Origin of the sequence: Streptomyces sp. NPDC048420, assembly GCF_040651535.1 — a bacterium.
Taxonomy (GTDB): domain Bacteria; phylum Actinomycetota; class Actinomycetes; order Streptomycetales; family Streptomycetaceae; genus Streptomyces.
This window is the reverse complement of the sequence record NZ_JBEZKG010000011.1, coordinates 203,271-220,417: the sequence shown is the minus strand read 5'-3', so window position 1 is coordinate 220,417 and position 17,147 is coordinate 203,271. Positions and strand designations below refer to the sequence as shown.

Below are 17,147 nucleotides of genomic sequence, written 5' to 3'. Positions count from 1 at the left end.
GCGATCACCCGTCCCGCAGAGCCGTCAGAAGCGACCCCCGCGCCCGCTCCGCGTCCTCCCGGTACTTCAGCACCGACCCCAGCGTGGCCACCGCCAGCTCCGTGTCGACCTCGCGCGCGCCCAGCGCGTTCAGCGCCTCCGCCCAGTCGATCGTCTCGGCCACGCCCGGCGGCTTGAGCAGGTCCTCGGAGCGCAGCTTCTGCACCAGCGCCGTCACCTGCTCGGCCAGCCGCACCGACACACCGGGCAGCCGCCGCCGCACGATGGCGAGTTCACGGTCGAAGTCGGGATGGTCGAACCAGTGGTAGAGGCAGCGCCGCTTGAGCGCGTCGTGCACCTCACGGGTCCGGTTGGAGGTCAGCACGACCACCGGCGGCACCTCGGCCCGCAACGTCCCCAGCTCCGGAATCGTCACCGAGAACTCCGACAGCAGCTCCATCAGGAACGCCTCGAACTCGTCGTCGGCCCGGTCGATCTCGTCGATCAGCAGCACCGAAGGGCAGGTCTCCAGGGCCCGCAGCAGCGGCCGGGCGACCAGGAAGCGACGGTCGTACAGCTCGCTCTCCAGCCGGTCGGCGTCGACGGCACCGGCCGCCTCGGCGGCCCGCAGATGCAGCAGCTGACGGGGGAAGTCCCAGTCGTACAGGGCCTGCGAGGCGTCGATGCCCTCATGGCACTGGAGCCGGATCAGCGGGGCGCCGAGCGCCTTGGCGAGGGCGGCGGCGAGCGCGGTCTTGCCGACGCCCGCGTCGCCCTCGCAGAACAGCGGCCGGTGCAGTCTCAGGGCCAGGAAGCAGGCGACGGCCAGCCCGTCGTCGACGAGATACCCCGTCTCCTCCAGGCGGGCCCGCACCTCTTCCGGGCCGTCCACGTCCCTGATCACCCCATTCCGGCGGCGGCCAGCACCGCCCGCCTGGTCAGCACCCGTGCGAGATGGGCCCGGTACTCGGGCGACCCGGACAGGTCCTGCGAGGGCCGGGTCCCCTCGGCTGCCGACTCCGCAGCCCGCGCAACGGCCCGGGCGTCTCCGCGGGCGGTCAGCGCCTCCTCGGTCGTCGTGGCCCGCAGGGGAGTGGAGCCCATGTTGGTCAGCCCGATCCGGGCCTCCGCGATGTGCCCGTCGTCCCGCCGCACCAGCGCGGCCACGCCGACGACCGCCCAGGACTGGGCCACGCGATGGAACTTCTCGTAGTGGAAGCCCCAGCCGTCGGTCTTCGGTATCCGGATCTCCACCAGGAGTTCCTCGGGCTCCAGCGCGGTCTGGAGGTAGTCGACGAAGAACTCCCGCGCGGGGATCGAGCGCCGGCCGCCCGGTCCGACGGCGACCAACTCCGCGTCCAGGGCGAGCGCCACTGCGGGCAGGTCGCCGGCCGGGTCGGCGTGCGCGAGCGAGCCGCCGACGGTGCCCCGGTGCCGTACGGCCGGATCGCCGACCCGGGCCGTGGCGGCGGCGAGCAGCCCCGCGTACCGGCGCACGAGCGGGTCGCCGATCACGTCGTGGTGGGTGGTCATCGCGCCGACGACCAGGGTGCCGCCCTCCTCGCGCACCCCGCTCAGCCCGGGGACGCGTCCGACGTCGACGACCAGTTCGGGAAAGGCCAGCCGGAGCCTGAGCAGCGGCAGCAGACTCTGCCCGCCGGCCAGCACCTTGGCGTCCTCGCCCGCCCCGGAGAGCGCGCGCACCGCCTCCTCGACGCTGCCCGGACGGGCGTACTCGAAGGTAGGAGGAATCATGCCGAGGCCTCCTTCAGGGCCTGCCAGACCCGCTCGGGCGTACAGGGCATCCGAACGTCGCGCACGCCCAGCGGCCGCAGCGCGTCCACGATCGCGCCGACCACGGCGGGGGTGGACGCGATGGTGCCGGCTTCGCCAACGCCCTTGACGCCCAAGGGATTTGTCGTCGCGGGCGTCTCCGTCCGGTCCGTCACGAACTCGGGCAGGTCCGGCGCCGACGGCACCAGGTAGTCGGCCATCGTGCCGGAGACCAGGTTGCCGTCGTCGTCGTAGACCGCCTCCTCGAACAGGGCCTGGGCGATGCCCTGGGCGAGACCGCCGTGCACCTGGCCCTCGACGATCATCGGGTTGATGACCCGGCCGACGTCGTCGACGCTGACGTACGACCTGATCCGCGTCTGCCCGGTCTCGGTGTCGACCTCCACCGCGCACAGGTGGGTGCCGTGCGGATAGGAGAAGTTGTCCGGGTCGGTCAGGTGCCCGGCGTTGATCGTGGGCTCCATGCCGTCGGGCAGGTCGTGCGAGGTGAACGTCTCGAAGGCGACCTCCTGGATGGTCTTGCGCGCGTCCGGAGAACCCTTCACCGAGAAGGCGCCGTCGGTGAACTCCAGGTCCTGCTCGCTCGCTTCGAGCAGATGGGCCGCGATCTTCCTGGCCTTGTCCACCACCTTCGTGGCCGCGTGATGCACCGCCGTCCCGCCCACCACCAGCGACCGAGAGCCGTAGGTGTCCATGCCCTGCGGGGCCGCCTTGGTGTCCCCGTGCACCACCTGGACGTCGTCGAAAGGCACCCCGAGAACGTCGGCCGCGATCTGGCTCCAGCTGGTCACATGGCCCTGCCCGTGCGGACTGGTCCCGGTGACCACCTCGACCTTCCCGGTGGGCAGCATGCGCACGCTCGCCGCCTCCCAGCCGCCGGCCGCGTATCGGAGATCCCTCAGCACCCGGCTCGGCGCGAGCCCGCACATCTCGGTGTACGTCGACACACCGATCCCGAGGCGCACGGTGTCCCCTCGCTGGTTGCGGTCCGCCTGCTCGGCACGCAGCTTGTCGTAGTCGAAGAGGGCCAACGCCTTCTCGGTCGCGGCCTCGTAGTTGCCGCTGTCGTAGGTCAGGCCCGCGATCGTCGTGTACGGGAACTCCTCGTGCCGGATCCAGTTCCGCCGCCGCAACTCCACCGGATCCAGGCCCAGTTCGGCCGCGAGATCGTCCATGATCCGCTCTATGGCGTACGTCGCCTCCGGGCGCCCGGCGCCGCGGTAGGCGTCCGTCGGCGTCCTGGTCGTGAAGACGCCGGTGACGTTGAGCTCGTAGGAACCCATCTTGTAGATCCCCGGGTACATGAACGCGCCCAGGATCGGGATGCCCGGCGTGACCAGCATCAGATAGGCGCCCATGTCCACGAGCAGGTCGGCCTTGAGGCCCAGTAGTTCGCCGTCGCGGTTCGCGGCGATCTCGACGTCCTGGATCATGCCCCGGCCGTGGTGGGTCGCGAGGTAGCCCTCGGAGCGGGACTCGGTCCACTTCACGGGTCGTCCGAGGCGGCGCGCGACCGTGAGGGCGATCGCCTCCTCGCCGTACACCTGGAGTTTGGAGCCGAAGCCGCCGCCCACGTCGGGGGCGACCACCCGCAGCTTGTGTTCGGGGACGCCGGTGACCACGGCGAGCATGACCCTGAGGATGTGCGGGATCTGGGTGGAGGAGTACACCGTGTACTCGTCCGAGGCGGCGATCGGGGTGACGACGACCGCGCGCGGTTCCATGGCGTTGGGGATCAGGCGTTGCTGGTGGTAGCGGCGCTTCAGGGTCACCTCGGCGCGCTGCCGTACCGTCTCGAAGTCCTCGCCGGTGCGCAGCGGCCAGTCGTAGCAGCGGTTGGTGCCCTTGTCGGAGTGGACCAGCGGGGCGCCCTCGGCCAGTGCCTGTTCAAGGTCGAGGACCGGTGGCAGGGGTGTGTAGTCGACCTCGACGGCCTCCAGGGCGTCGGCGGCCGCGTAGCGGTCGCGGGCCACGACGACGGCGACCGGATCGCCCGCGTAGCGCACCTCGGTGGTCGCGATCGGCGGATGGTCGGGCAGCACGATGTCCTCGGTCACCGGCCAGGCGCAGGGGAGGGAGCCCATGCCCTCCGCGAGGTCGGCGCCGGTGAACGCGGCAACCACGCCCGGGCGTTCGAGCGCGGGGGAGACGTTGACCCGGTCGACGCGGGCATGCGCCATAGGACTGCGGAGGATGGCCAGGTGCAGCAGTCCGGTGGCGTCGATGTTGTCGGTCCAGCGGGTCTGCCCGGTGATCAGCCGGGCGTCCTCCTTGCGCAGACGGGGCGAGCCGACCTCGGTCATGTCGTCACCCCCTGGTCGGACGCGGCCAGCACGGCCCGCACGATGTTCTGGTAGCCCGTGCAGCGGCAGAGGTTGCCCTCCAGGGCGTGCCGCACTTCGTCCGAGGTGGGGTGCGGGTTCTCGCGCAGCAGGTCGCGGGCCGCCATGAGCATGCCGGGGGTGCAGTAGCCGCACTGGAGGGCGTGCCGCTCGTGGAAGGCGCGCTGGAGGCCGGTCAGCTCCCCGTCCCGGGCCAGCCCTTCCACGGTGGTCACTTCGCTGCCGTCGGCCTGGACGGCGAGGACCGAGCAGCTCTTGACACTCGCACCGTCCAGATCGACCGTGCACGCCCCGCAGTTGGAGGTGTCGCAGCCGATCGGGGTGCCGGTCAGGCCCAGCCGGTCACGCAGGTAGTGGATCAGCAGAAGACGGGGCTCCACCTCGTCCTGATACACCGTGCCGTCCACCTTCACCGAGATACGGGTCATGTGCCCTCCCAGGACCACGGACGTGATGTGCGTCACTCTAGGACCGCTCCGGGGAGGGGGCGAGGGTCGGGACGCGACTGGTTGAGCGTTAATCCGTTGCCGCCGAGGGCTCGCACCTGCTGCACTTCTCGGGTCTTTGCCTCGCACGATCCAGGAGCCGTCATGCGCACTGCGTCCATGTCCCACCCGGAAGGAAACTCCCTCTCCCCAAAGGACATGACGCTTCGTGCACTTGCTCAACCTCGGGATCCTCGCCCACGTCGACGCCGGTAAGACCAGCCTGACCGAGCGGCTGCTGCACTCGGCCGGAGTCATCGACGAGATCGGCAGCGTCGACGCCGGCAGCACCCAGACCGACACCCTCGCCCTTGAGCGCAGGCGCGGGATCACCATCAAGTCCGCCGTGGTCTCCTTCGCGGTCGACGACGTGACCGTCAACCTCATCGACACCCCAGGCCACCCCGACTTCATCGCCGAGGTGGAGCGGGTCCTCGGCGTGCTCGACGGCGCCGTGCTCGTCGTCTCGGCCGTCGAGGGCGTCCAGGCGCAGACCCGGGTCCTGATGCGGACCGTTCAGCGGCTGCGCATCCCGACCCTCGTCTTCGTCAACAAGATCGACCGGCGCGGGGCCCGGTACGACGGGATCCTGCGGGCCGTCACCGAGCGACTCACCGAGGCGGTCGTACCGATGGGCACGGTGACCGGACTCGGCACCCGCGATGCCTGCTTCATTGCGGGTCTCGGTTCCCACGACGTCCTCGCGGACCATGACGACGACCTGTTGTCGGCCTGTGTCGAGGGCCGGGTCGACGAGGACATGCTGCGCAGCGCACTGGTCGCGCAGACCCGGCAGGCCCTGGTGCACCCGGTGTACTTCGGGTCGGCCGTCACGGGCGCCGGAGTGCCCGAACTGATCGCGGGCGTCTGGGAGTTGCTGCCCGGCACCGACGGCGACCCCGCAGCGGCGGTCTCCGGCACGGTCTTCAAGGTCGAGCGGGGGCCCGCCGGAGAGAAGATCGCGTACGCCCGCATGTTCTCCGGCACGCTTCGCGTCCGCGACCGGGTGCTGTTCGGCGAGGCCCGCGCCGAGGGCCGTATCACCGCGATCAGCGTCTTCGACGGCGGTGCCGAGACCCGTCAGGACACGGTCCCCGCGGGCCGGATCGCCAGGCTGTGGGGCCTGACCGGCATCCGCATCGGTGACGTGCTCGGCGAACCCCGCACATCTCACGGGCAGTTCTTCGCCCCGCCCTCCCTTGAAACGGTCGTCGTACCGGGCCCGGACACTGACCCCAGAGCGCTCCACCTGGCCCTCGTCCAACTCGCCGAGCAGGACCCGCTGATCGACCTCCGGCACGACGAGACACGCCAGGAGACCTCGGTCTCCCTCTACGGCGAGGTCCAGAAGGAGGTCATCCAGGCCACGCTCGCCGAGGAGTTCGGCCTCTACGTCGGCTTCCGGGAGAGTTCACCGCTGTGCGTCGAACGGCCCGCCGGGACGGGAGCGGCCGTCCGGTTCAACAAGAAGGACGGCAACCCCTTCCTCGCGACGGTCGGCCTGCGGGTCGACCCGGCACCGGTCGGCTCGGGCGTCGACTTCCGGCTGGAGGTGGAGCTCGGTGCCATGCCGTACGCCTTCTTCAAGGCCGTCGAGGACACCGTGCACGAGACCCTCGGCCAGGGTCTGTACGGCTGGCAGGTCACCGACTGCACGATCACCATGACCCACTCCGGCTACTCACCTCGGCAGAGCCACGCCCATCAGCGCTTCAACAAGAGCATGTCCAGCACGGGCGCCGACTTCCGTGGCGTGACCCCGCTGGTCCTGGCCGAGGCGCTGCGCCGGGCGGGCACCCGGGTGTACGAGCCCATGCACCGGTTCCGTGTCGAGGCCCCGGCCGACACCCTCGGGACCCTGCTGCCGGCGCTGACCGCGCTGCGGGCCGTACCGGAGACCTCCGAAACCCGCCGAGGCGTCTGCTGCGTGGAGGGTTCGGTACCGGCGGCCCGGCTCCACACGCTGGAACAGCGGCTGCCCGGGCTCACCCGCGGCGAGGGCGAGCTGGAGAGCGCCTTCGACCACTACGCGCGGATCACCTACGGCAATGTCCCGTTTCGACCGTCCCCTACCCGGAAAAGCTGAAACTTACTCATCAGTCATAAGTGTTGACGGTGTGCCGGATGAGTCGGACTGTAAGGTACATGCCGAATATACGCGCGCGTTTGCTCGTTGTTCTGGTTGTCCTCTGTGGATTCCTGACGGTCACGGGTACCCCGTCCGCCTCCGCCGCCACCATCGCCGACTCCCTGTCCTTCGACGGCACCGCCCTCACCGTGGCGAACGGCCGCTTCGTCGACGGCAACGGCCGCGAGGTCGTGCTGCGCGGCTACAACGTCTCCGGCGAGACCAAGCTCGCCGAGAACAAGGGCCTGCCCTTCGCCTCGGTCGCCGACGCCAAGAAGTCGGCGACCGCGCTGAGAGCCCTCGGTGGCGGCAACTCCGTCCGCTTCCTGCTCTCATGGGCCTACGCGGAACCGGTGAAGGGCCAGGTCGACACCACGTACCTGGCCAACGCCACCGCTCAGATGCGCGCGTTCCTCGACGCGGGCATCCGGGTCTACCCCGACTTCCACCAGGACCTGTACTCCCGCTGGCTGTTCAACTCGGGCAGTTGGTACACCGGTGACGGCGCTCCCGCGTGGGCGGTGGCGCTCGGCAACTACCCCGCCGAGTCCTGCGGCATCTGCATCATGTGGGGCCAGAACATCACCTCGAACGGCGCGGTGAAGGCCGGCCAGTACGACTTCTGGCACAACAAGTACGGCCTCCAGGACTACTTCCTGGCCACCGCCCAGAAGACCATGGCGTACATCAAGACGAACCTCAGCGCCGAGGAGTTCGCCGGCGTGGTCGGCTTCGACCCCTACAACGAGCCTTACGCCGGCACCTACGACTCCGGTCAGAACAGCCGCACCTGGGAACGTGACGTGCTGTGGCCCTTCTACGTGAAGTTCCGGGCCCGGATGGACGCGGCCGGCTGGACCGACAAGCCCACGATGATCGAGCCCAACCTCTTCTGGAACGGCAACGTCAGCAAGGAGGAGGGCGGCCTCCTCGACGCCGGCACGCTCGGCTCCCGGTACGTCTTCAACACCCACTTCTACGACCAGAAGGCCATCTCCGGCATCCTGATGTGGGGCAACGCCTCCGACGGCCAGTACGTCGGCGACTTCGGCACCGTCCGCGACCGGGCCTCGGCCCTCGGGACGACGTCCGTGGTCAGCGAGTTCGGGCACCCACTGAACGGCTCGACCGCGGGCAAGGCGCCGACCGTCCTCAAGGCCATGTACCAGGCCCTCGACTCCCGGGTGAAGGGCGCCAACTGGTGGTCCACGCCCGCGGGTTCGGGACCCGTCCTCTCCGGCAGCCAGTGGCAGTGGGACATCTACAACGGCCGTCACCACGAGCTGATGAACGACAACCCCGACAAGGTCATGACCTCGGGCGACGCCTGGAACGACGAGGACCTGTCGGCCGTGAAACTCAACGACTCCGGCACCGCGGTGCTCCGCCAGGACGCCCGGCTCCTGGACCGGATCTACCCGAGCGCCACCTCCGGCTCCACGGTCGCCTTCACCTACGAGGACCGCTCACGCGACGGCTCCACGACCCTGACCTGGAACCCGGTGCCGAGCAGTCTGCCGAACGTGTCGTCGCTGGTCGGGTCAGGACAGTACGCGGTGCTGGTGTGGCGGTCGGGGAGCGGCTCCGCACCCACCGAAGTCCACCTGCCCGCTTCCTTCCCGAACACGACGACCACGGTCGTCTCCGACCTGGGCACGGTGTACGGCCCGCCGGCGTACACCTCGTCGACCCCGGTGGGCACGGCCGTCGAGCCGGGCGGTACGGGCAGCCGCCGGCTGCTGCTCACCGACTCGGACTCCGGCGTCCTGCACTACGCGCTGGTGACCAACGGCGCCACCTCGCCGTCCGCGTCCCTGCTGAGCGCGGCCAAGGCCGAGCTCGCGAACTGGGTGGCCCAGAAGATGGGTTGACCTTGCCCGCGTCCCCCACACGGGAGCAGGGCCGGGTGCGCCTCGACGACGAGGCCCACCCGGCCCGGCTGCGACGTCCGCGCTGCTCGACCGGCGGGGGCAACGCCGTGCGGGCACCTCGGCGGTGGAACCGCACGCCGGGGTGCCCGCGGTATGGGTGGCGGCGACGGCGACCGTCCGTTCCGGGCGGAGGGCAGACCGTGATCGTCGCCGCCGCCGACCTGGACCCTCGACCGGCCAGGACCGTGGATCGTCGACGATCCCTACGACGAGGGGCTCGTCCAGTCCGCGGCCACATGCCCGAGCCGCACCCGCTGCGGATGGTCGCCCACCGCCACGGACGCCGTCTTCTGCCCGGTCGCGAAGTCGATCGCGGTGACCTGGTCGGCACCGCTCTCGGAGATCACACAGCTCTTGCCGTCCCCGCTGACGGTGGCCCAGTAGGGCTTGGACGCGGTGACCAGCGGGCCCTCCTGGAGGGTCGTGCGGTTGACCACCGTCGCGTAGTCGTCCATCGTGCCCGCGACACACAGCTTGCTGCCGTCCGGGCTCATCGAAATACCGTGGTGGCGCGAGTCGTTGACCATCGTGGTGCGGTCGTCGCTGGTCGCCGGGTTCTTCGGCAGGGTCTTGGTCCGGGTGATCTTGTCGGTGGCGATGTCGTACTCGAAGAAGCCGTTGAAGAACGACACCTGGAAGTACAGCTTGGACTCGTCCGGCGAGAACACGGCGGGCCGGACCGCGTCCGAGTAGTCCGTGAGGCCGATCGCGTCCAGCTTCTCCCGCATGTCGATGACCTTGACCTGCTTGTAGGTCGTCGCGTCCACGACCGTGAGGTGCCGGTCGCCCTTCGTCCAGTCCAGCCAGGGCGCGTCGGAGTCGGTGTTCACATCACCGATCGCCATGTTCCAGATGTACTTGCCGTCCTTGGTGAAGATGTTCTCGTGCGGCTTGTCGCCGGTGGCGAAGGAGCCGAGCTGCTGGCCCGTGTTGATGTTCAGCACATGCACGGTGTTCGCGGTCGAGGCCGACACCGCGACCCGGGTGCCGTCGGGGGAGACCGCCATGTGGTCCGAGCGGTAACCCGACACCGCGAAACGCCAGTTGATCTTCCCGGTGGCCAGGTCGATCGAGACGACGTCCGCGAAGCTCGGCCGGGAGACGACCACCGACTTGCCGTCCGGAGTGGAGTACATGTCGTCGACGAACTGGTCGTGGCCCTCGCCCACGCTGTTGCGGATCGCCATGAAGTAGATCCACTTGATCGGGTCGGCGTTGATCGCCGCCATCCGGGCGTCCTTGTCGGGGATGACGTTGATCCGGCCGATCTTCGCCAGATCGCCGGAGGACTTGATCACGTCGGCCGTGCCGTCCCAGTTGTTGCCCACGAACAGCACCTGGCGGAGCGCGGCGCTGTCCGCGGCGGAGGCGGCGGTCGCGGGCGCGGTGACGGTCAGGACGACGGCGGCGGCCATGGCACACAGGTGCCTCGGTCGGAGAACGGGCATGGGGACTCCCTCTGAGCGGCTCATGATGTGGGCATGCCAAGGCAGTGAATCTGAAGACGCGTGCATTCAGAGTGAACTTACTGCAAAGTAAGGAAGGGGCGCCCTTCTCCACAAGACTGCGTACACGACAAAATTGGGCGGGCTGGGGAAGGCCGGACGGACCGGCCGGGACGGGAGGTGCGGTGACGGGCAGACTCAAGGCCCCGACCGGTCGCTACGGCGGCAAGACCGCCGCGGAGCGGCAGGCCGAGCGGCGGCGGCGTTTTCTGGACGCGGCGCTCCAGCTCTTCGGGGACGCTCCGGGTTACCGCGCCACGACCGTCTCGGCCCTCAGTGAGGCGGCGGGGCTCTCCACCCGTCAGTTCTACGAGGAGTTCCGCACCCTTGAGGACGTCCTGGCCGCGCTGCACCTGGAGGTCAACGACTGGGCCACGGCGGCGGTGCTGGGCGCGGTGGCCGACGCGGATCATCTGCCGCTTCCCGAGCGGGCGGCCGCGATCTTCCGGGCGTACGCGGCGAATGTCACGTCCGATCCGCGGCGGGTGCGGATCACGTTCGTGGAGATCATCGGGGTGAGTCCGCGGCTGGAGGAGCAGCGGTTGGCCCGGCGGGCGCACTGGGTGGAACTGGTGTGCGCGGAGGCTGAGCGGGCGGTGCGTCGGGGGGAGGCGGCGCCTCGGGACTTCCGGCTCGCGGCGACGGCGTTCATCGGTGGGGTGAACGGTCTGCTGCACGACTGGAACGCGGGGTGGGTGGACGCGACGTTGGACGAGGTGGTGGAGGAGTTGGTGCGGCAGTTGCTGGGGATTCTGCGGCCGACGGGGTGGGGGCCGGTTGAGGAGTGAGTGCTGCGCCGTTGTGGCTGGTCGCGCAGTTCCCCGTGCCCCTTCGGGGCACGTCTCGGTACAGGTTCACAGTCCGTTCACGGCTTGCACTACCGGGGTGACGCCATCCTCCTCGCGGATCTCTCCCCCCAGTACCTGAGCCCGTTCCTGATACTCGGCATCCCTCGTGGCCCGGGTCAGTGCCGTCCCCAGCGCATCGGCGGTCAGGTGTCGCAAGGGCACCGCGCGCGGAGCGACGCCCAGGGACACCAGCCTTGCCGCCCAGAAGGTCTCGTCGAACTGGATCGGGACCGGTACCGCCGGTACCCCCGCGCGCAGGCCCGCCGCGGTCGTGCCCGCGCCGGCGTGATGGACCACGGCGGCCATCCGCGGGAACAGCGCCGCGTGGGGCACCTCGCCGATGGTCAGCATGTCGTCGCCCGTCGCCGTCAGGCCCGCCCAGCCGCGCTGGATCACTCCGCGCAGCCCGGCCCGGCGCAGCGCGCGCACGATCTCGGTGCTGGTCCGGGTGGGGTCGGGCACGGTCGCACTGCCCAGGCCCACGAAGACCGGCGGGGGGCCGGAGTCGATGAACCTCAGCAGGTCGTCAGGGAGCCGGTCGTCTCCGTCGTACGGCCACCAGTAGCCGGCCACATCCAGTCCGGACCGCCAGTCCCGGGGCCGGGCCACCACCCGCGGGCTGAATCCGTGCAGCACCGGCCAGCCCTGGCGTTCACGGGCACGGAGTGCCGCGGCCGGGCGCTTCGAGGGCAGACCCAGCCGGGTGCGCACCGCCGGCACGGCCGAGGCGAAGACCTGTTCCACGGCGAGGTTCAACCCCACCCCGGCGACCCGGTTGCCGAGCCCGCCCCAGGAGCCGATGCCCAGCATCGGGGGCGGGAACTCCCTTGTGGCGCCCAGGGGTTGGAGATTGAGTCCCAGGCTGGGCAGTGCCAGCCCCTCGGCGATGGCGTGCCCCAGCGGGGCCACCGACCCGGACAGGAGCAGCGCGTCGCTCGTCCGTGCGGCCGCCACCAGGTCGTCGGCCATCTCACCGGCCAGCGCTCGCGCCATCGCGACCACCCGTACCAACTTGCCCACACCGGTCGAGCTGCGGTGCAGGGCCCGGCCGCGCGAGGACTCCAGCTCGGCGCGGGGGTCGACGGGGAGCGCGTGGAACCCGAGCCCGGCCCGTGCCGCCAGCGGTCCGAAGCGCTCGTGGGTGACCAGGGTGACCTCGTGCCCTGCTCGCGCAAGACCGTGCCCGAGGCCGGTGAAGGGGGCGACATCGCCCCGGGAACCCGCTGTCATGATCGCTACCCGCACGACGGACAGTATGCCGCCGCGAGGAGCGAACGCCCCGTGCCGAACTAGTGACTCTGCCGTGCGGCGGCCGAAACCGTCTGCTCCAGCAGCGTGGCGATGGTCATCGGACCGACGCCGCCCGGCACCGGCGTGATCAGGGAGGCCCGCTCCACCGCGGAGTCGAAGTCGACGTCGCCGACGTTCCCCTCGTTGTAGCCGGCGTCGACCACGACCGCGCCGGGCTTGATGTCCTGGCCTCGGATCAGCCGGGGCCGCCCCACCGCGGCGACCACGATGTCCGCCTCCCGTACGGCCGCCGACAGGTCCGCCGTACGGGAGTGGCAGTAGGTCACCGTGGCGTCGCGGGCGAGCAGCAGCATCCCGGCCGGCTTGCCGAGGATCGCGCTGCGGCCCACGACCACGGCCCGCTTGCCGGCCGGGTCGACGTCGTACTCGTCGAGCAGCCGCATGATCCCGCCGGGCGTGCACGACACGAACCCCGGCAGGCCGAAGCTCATCGTGGCGAAGGAGGCGAAGGTGACGCCGTCGACGTCCTTCTCCGGCGCGATCGCCTCGAACGCGGCCCGCTCGTCGATGTGCGCGCCCATCGGGTGCTGGAGCAGGATGCCGTGCACGGTGGGGTCGTTGGACAACTCCCGCAGCGCGCCGACGAGTTCCTCGGTGGTGGTGGCGGGCAGCTCCACGTGCCGCGACTCGATACCGGCCTTGCGGCAGCGGTTGCGCTTCATCCGGACGTACGTGACGGACGCGGGGTCCTCACCGACCAGGACCGTCGCGAGACACGGTGCCTGTCCCGTGCGGTCGGTGAGGTCGGCCGCCCGCTTGGCGGTCTCCTCGACCATGCGCCGGGCGAGTGCGGTGCCGTCCATGAGCCGTGCCTGGGACATGAGCCACTCCTGAGCCGATCGTAGGAATCGCCCAGGCGCGCGGCATCGAGTGTGCGGACCGCTCCCCGGTGGTGCTCCACCTCAGCGCCAGTCACGGCCCGCTCATCAGACTAACCGACACGCTGCGCAGGACAGGCCCAGGTCAGGAGTCAGTGTCGAGATCTGGGCGAGGGAACTCGACTGGGTGGGCCCGGTGAAGGAGGCGATCTTCGCTCGGCTGGCCATCCTGGCCCGGCACGCGTCCCAGGCCCGCCGCGCCACCCTCGACTCCGACGGTCTGCGGAACTGGCAGTACAGGGTGCTGCTGACCCTGCGCCGGCTCGGCCCGCCGTACATCGGCAGCCCCTCGCTCCTCGCCGAGCACCTCGGACTTACAAAAATGGTTGTGGCCACCGAGTCGCAGTCAGCCTGGCAGGCACCGTCCGAGCCAGGAAGGTCCAGGTCAGCCGCGTCCTGATCTGGACCTTGGGCACCCTCCTCGCTACTCGTCCCAGGCCTGGATCAAGGTCTGTTCGGTGATCTTGCCGTCCTGCAGGGTCAGCATCGACTCGGACAGGACTCGTACCCCGTCGGAGTACAGGCACGACTCGCTGAACGCCACATGGTCGCCGTCCACGACACACTGTTCCATCTTGTGCGTCATGTCACGGCTGTAGACGTCCTCGAGCATCGCACTGATCTCGTCCCTGCCGTGCAGCACCTTAGGGTGACTGGGCTGGGTGTTGCGGTCGACGACGCGCATCTCGGCGTCGTCCGCGTAGAGCGACAGAAGAATCGCCGCGGAGTCTCCTTCGATCCCCCGGCGCAGTGTTTCGCTGGTGAAGCCTGAGCTTGCCGCCGTGCCCATGGTGACCTCCTTCGAGGGCCGCGACCCGACGAGGAACGGGCCGCCGTAGGGCCTCTACTACGAGACTCCTCCGCCCCGGCGGTCACGGCAAGCGCAGGCCGGGCGCTCCGCCTGACGGGTGAGCGGCGCCGGGCGGCCGTGTCCGCGAGGGCCCCGCGGGCGTTGCTGAACACATGATCTCAACTCGACGTATCGTCGCCGCCGTCGGTCTCGCCGTCGGCGTCACCGGTCTCGCCGCTCCCCTCGCGAACGCGGCCGACGCGGCCGCCCCGACCGCGGGTCCGCTCAGCCCGATGGCCATGCTCGACTCGCTCGCGATGAGCGACATCCCCGCGGAGCACAGGGCCCAGATGCCGAGGGTCTCCGAGCAGCTCAACAAGGCCAACGACCTGTACAAGCTGAACGAACTGCACCAGGTCACCGACCTCGCGGCCCCCGTCACGGGGTTGCTGCCCGCGATCGAGGGCTGACCCCTCCCGCACGGAGACCGAGGGCCGCCCGGAACGCCGGGCGGCCCTCGACGTATGTCCACTCGGAAGTCCAGGAAGTGGAACCCGGGTCGGGGATGCGTCATGAAGTCGTGGTGCGAGACGTTCGACGCGTAGGCGCCGGCCGGCGAGAACAGCACCCCGTCACCTGCCCGCAGCCCGGACACGGGAACCCGGCGGGCCAGCACGTCCTTCGGGGTGCACAACTGCCCGGCGAGAGTGATCCGGTCGCCGCTTGCCGCGGGTCTTGGCCGGGGGTGTGGCTACGCCTCCACTCCGCAGTACGCCGTCAGCGCCCGCCCCGGCTCGATCCGCAGGGTCGGCCCAGGGTAGGCCTCCGCCAGCCGGGCGAGCCCCTCGCCGTACGCCGCCCATCGACAGGACGGCCTCGGCGCCCCCCAGCTGCTCCGCCACTGCCAGGCCGTTGGCCAAGTGGGCGTGAATGCCCCGGAGTTCGAACTGAGGATAGGAGCTGTCGGCGAGGGCCACGGCGACCCGCGCGTGCGGGCAGCACCCCCACCCACGGCGATCACCTCGCCCGGTGTCTTGCCCGGACCGCCGAAGGCGAGCAGCCGGCCCGGGACCGCCTGAGCCTGGCGAGGTTCCAGGAGTGCGGGGCAGCCGCAGACCACGAACTCACCCGGCCGTGGCAAGAAACTGGGTGGCCGCGAGCTCCGCGTACAAAGGATCCCCGGCAACCAGTTCCTGATGCGTCCCCACCGCCCGCACCTGCCCCGCGTCCATCACCACGATCCGGTCAGCCATCGTCACCGTCGACAACCGGTGCGCCACCACCAACACCGTGGTCGTCCGTGCCACATCCGCCACCGTGTCCCGCAGCGCCGCCTCGTTCACGGCGTCCAGCTGAGACGTGGCCTCGTCCAGCAGCAACAACCGGGGCCGCCGCAGCAAGGCCCGGGCGATCGCCACCCGTTGCCGCTCGCCGCCCGACAGCTTGGTCCCCCGATGCCCGACCAGCGTGTCCAGTCCACTGGGCAACTTCGCCACCAGCCCGTCGAGCCGGGTCGTCTTCAGCACACGCGCCACCGCGTCCTCGCCCGCCTCCGGATTCCCCAGCAGCAGATTCTCCCGCAGTGACCCCGACAGCACGGGCGCGTCCTGCTCCACGTACCCGATGGCGGACCGCAGCCCCGGCAGCTCCCACTCCGCGAGGTCCCGCCCGTCCAGCGTCACCACCCCGGCCTAGGGGTCGTAGAACCGCTCGATCAGCGAGAACACCGTCGTCTTCCCCGCCCCGGACGGCCCGACGAACGCCGTCATCCCCCGCGCGGGCACGTCGAAGGTCACTCCGTGATGGACATACGGCAGGTCCTCGGCATACCGGAACCGGACGTCCGAGAAGGCGACCGAGGCCGGTTCCGCGCCGTCGAGGGGCAACGGCGCGGGTGCGGCGGCCGGTTCGGCGGGCAGCCGTAGCGCCTCCTGGATCCGGGCCAGAGCCGCCGCACCCGTCTGGTACTGCGTGACCGCGCCGACGACCTGCTGGATCGGCGACATCAGATAGAAGACGTACAGCAGGAACGCCACCAGCGTGCCGACGTCGATCGCCCCGGTCGCGACCCGCGCCCCGCCCACGGCGAGGACCGTGATGAACGCGATCTGCATCGCGAGCCCCGCCGTGTTGCCCGCGGCCGCCGACCACTTGGCGGCCCGCACGCTCTGCCGCCACGACTCCTCGGCCGCCGCGTGCAGCGTCGCCTCCTCGCGGTGCTCGGCCCCGGACGCCTTCACCGTGCGCAGCGCGCCGAGGATCCGTTCCAGCGACGCGCCCATCACACCGACCGCGTCCTGCGCCTGCCGGCTCGCCCGGTTGATGCGCGGCACGATCACGCCGACGACCGTGCCCGCGGCCAGGATCACCGCCAGCGTGACACCCAGCAGGACGGGATCGACCAGGCCCATCATCACCACGGTCGCGACCAGCGTGAGGCCGCCGGTGCCCAGGCCCACGAGCGAGTCGGTGGTGACCTCGCGCAGCAACGTGGTGTCCGAGGTGATCCTGGCCATCAGATCGCCGGGTTCGGTCCGGTCCACGGCGGTGATGCGCAGCCGCAGCAGATACGACGACAGCGCGCGCCGTGCACCCAGTACCACCGACTCCGCGGTGCGCCGCAGTACGTACGAACCCAGCGCTCCCATCGCTGCGTTGGTGACGACCAGGCCGGACATCACGAGCAACGCACCAGTGATCGTGCGGTCGTGGGACAGGTCGTCGATCAACTCCCGTGCCACCAACGGCAGCAGCAGACCGGTTGCCCCGGTGAGAAGCGAGAGCGTGGCGCCGGCCAGGAGGGTCCAGCGGTGCGGCCGTACGTATCCGAGGAGCAGCCGCCAGGTGGGCGGACCGGTCTCCGTCTCGGTGCTGCTCACGGTGCTCCTTCGTGCCCGGCGGCGTGGTGGCCTTCAGGCTACGTCGGCGCTCTCCCGCAGAGCTCGCCAGCCCGGGCGACGCAGACCACGAGCGGCCGGGCCGCCTCCGCAGACAGGCAGTCGGCGAGCGTCCCGGCCAGCACCTGGGCCCACGAGGCTCCGAGTTGACCGGTGCCGCGGTGATGTCGGAGAGCAGCGGGATGCGCGGGGGACGCGGGGCGAGGGCGAGCAGGGCGCAGCGACCTCGGTGGGCGGTGGGGGGCATGCCGTTCGTGGT

The 17,147-nt window shown here is 70.5% G+C and carries 13 protein-coding genes, 2 pseudogenes and 1 riboswitch; of the genes and pseudogenes, 5 read left to right on the top strand and 10 right to left on the bottom strand.

Annotated elements, in window-relative coordinates; genetic code table 11:
- Positions 1-4: 4 nt before the first annotated feature.
- From AB0D34_RS22125 to AB0D34_RS22110, 4 genes are read right to left on the bottom strand one after another with little or no spacing between them, the layout of a single operon-like run.
- Complete coding sequence (locus AB0D34_RS22125) at positions 5-883, bottom strand: MoxR family ATPase (RefSeq protein ID WP_362663875.1); 879 nt, start codon at positions 881-883, stop codon at positions 5-7.
- Positions 880-1,734 (bottom strand): xanthine dehydrogenase family protein subunit M, encoded by an 855-nt coding sequence (locus AB0D34_RS22120; RefSeq protein WP_362663873.1) that lies wholly within the window; start codon positions 1,732-1,734, stop codon positions 880-882. The genes AB0D34_RS22125 and AB0D34_RS22120 overlap by 4 nt, the downstream gene beginning before the upstream one ends.
- Positions 1,731-4,076 (bottom strand): xanthine dehydrogenase family protein molybdopterin-binding subunit, encoded by a 2,346-nt coding sequence (locus AB0D34_RS22115; protein ID WP_362663871.1) that lies wholly within the window; start codon positions 4,074-4,076, stop codon positions 1,731-1,733. Before AB0D34_RS22115 ends, AB0D34_RS22120 begins: the two co-directional genes overlap by 4 nt.
- On the bottom strand, positions 4,073-4,543 hold the full coding sequence (locus AB0D34_RS22110; protein WP_362663869.1) for a (2Fe-2S)-binding protein: 471 nt from the start codon (positions 4,541-4,543) through the stop codon (positions 4,073-4,075). Before AB0D34_RS22110 ends, AB0D34_RS22115 begins: the two co-directional genes overlap by 4 nt.
- A 226-nt stretch (positions 4,544-4,769) precedes the next feature.
- Between AB0D34_RS22110 and AB0D34_RS22105 the strand changes: the two genes are divergently transcribed.
- Together AB0D34_RS22105 and AB0D34_RS22100 are read left to right on the top strand one after the other, a co-directional pair.
- Positions 4,770-6,686, top strand: coding sequence for a translation factor GTPase family protein (locus tag AB0D34_RS22105; RefSeq protein ID WP_362663867.1), 1,917 nt, complete (start codon positions 4,770-4,772; stop codon positions 6,684-6,686).
- 59 nt (positions 6,687-6,745) lie between these two features.
- Complete coding sequence (locus AB0D34_RS22100; protein WP_362663865.1) at positions 6,746-8,599, top strand: endoglycosylceramidase; 1,854 nt, start codon at positions 6,746-6,748, stop codon at positions 8,597-8,599.
- Between the two features lie 263 nt (positions 8,600-8,862).
- Here the strand turns inward: AB0D34_RS22100 and AB0D34_RS22095 are convergent, their stop codons facing one another.
- Positions 8,863-10,107, bottom strand: a complete 1,245-nt coding sequence (locus AB0D34_RS22095; protein WP_362663863.1) for a YncE family protein — start codon at positions 10,105-10,107, stop codon at positions 8,863-8,865.
- A 182-nt stretch (positions 10,108-10,289) separates the two neighbouring features.
- Here AB0D34_RS22095 and AB0D34_RS22090 point away from each other — a divergent pair, with 182 nt between their 5' ends.
- The gene (locus AB0D34_RS22090) at positions 10,290-10,952 is read left to right on the top strand and encodes a TetR/AcrR family transcriptional regulator (RefSeq protein WP_362663861.1); all 663 of its coding nucleotides are present in this window, start codon (positions 10,290-10,292) and stop codon (positions 10,950-10,952) included.
- A gap of 66 nt (positions 10,953-11,018) precedes the next feature.
- On the opposite strand, the gene AB0D34_RS22085 is transcribed toward AB0D34_RS22090, so the two are convergent.
- The gene (locus AB0D34_RS22085; RefSeq protein ID WP_362663860.1) at positions 11,019-12,242 is read right to left on the bottom strand and encodes a glycosyltransferase; all 1,224 of its coding nucleotides are present in this window, start codon (positions 12,240-12,242) and stop codon (positions 11,019-11,021) included.
- Positions 12,243-12,301: 59 nt separating this feature from the next.
- Positions 12,302-13,144 carry a bifunctional 5,10-methylenetetrahydrofolate dehydrogenase/5,10-methenyltetrahydrofolate cyclohydrolase gene (locus AB0D34_RS22080; protein ID WP_362663858.1) on the bottom strand — a complete coding sequence of 281 codons (843 nt, stop codon included), beginning with the start codon at positions 13,142-13,144 and terminating at the stop codon, positions 12,302-12,304.
- Between the two features lie 22 nt (positions 13,145-13,166).
- A riboswitch (ZMP/ZTP riboswitch) is annotated at positions 13,167-13,249 on the bottom strand.
- 79 nt (positions 13,250-13,328) lie between these two features.
- Between AB0D34_RS22080 and AB0D34_RS22075 the strand changes: the two genes are divergently transcribed.
- A complete protein-coding gene (locus tag AB0D34_RS22075; protein WP_362663856.1) occupies positions 13,329-13,601 on the top strand; it encodes a hypothetical protein in 273 nt (90 codons plus the stop codon).
- Positions 13,602-13,625: 24 nt separating this feature from the next.
- On the opposite strand, the gene AB0D34_RS22070 is transcribed toward AB0D34_RS22075, so the two are convergent.
- Complete coding sequence (locus AB0D34_RS22070) at positions 13,626-13,991, bottom strand: nuclear transport factor 2 family protein (RefSeq protein WP_362663854.1); 366 nt, start codon at positions 13,989-13,991, stop codon at positions 13,626-13,628.
- 173 nt (positions 13,992-14,164) lie between these two features.
- Between AB0D34_RS22070 and AB0D34_RS22065 the strand changes: the two genes are divergently transcribed.
- Complete coding sequence (locus tag AB0D34_RS22065; protein ID WP_362663852.1) at positions 14,165-14,461, top strand: hypothetical protein; 297 nt, start codon at positions 14,165-14,167, stop codon at positions 14,459-14,461.
- A 71-nt stretch (positions 14,462-14,532) separates the two neighbouring features.
- Here the strand turns inward: AB0D34_RS22065 and AB0D34_RS22060 are convergent.
- A pseudogene (locus AB0D34_RS22060) lies at positions 14,533-14,956 on the bottom strand (type III PLP-dependent enzyme); the annotation flags it as partial.
- Between the two features lie 159 nt (positions 14,957-15,115).
- Positions 15,116-16,870: pseudogene (locus AB0D34_RS22055) on the bottom strand (ABC transporter ATP-binding protein).
- Positions 16,871-17,147: the final 277 nt, after the last annotated feature.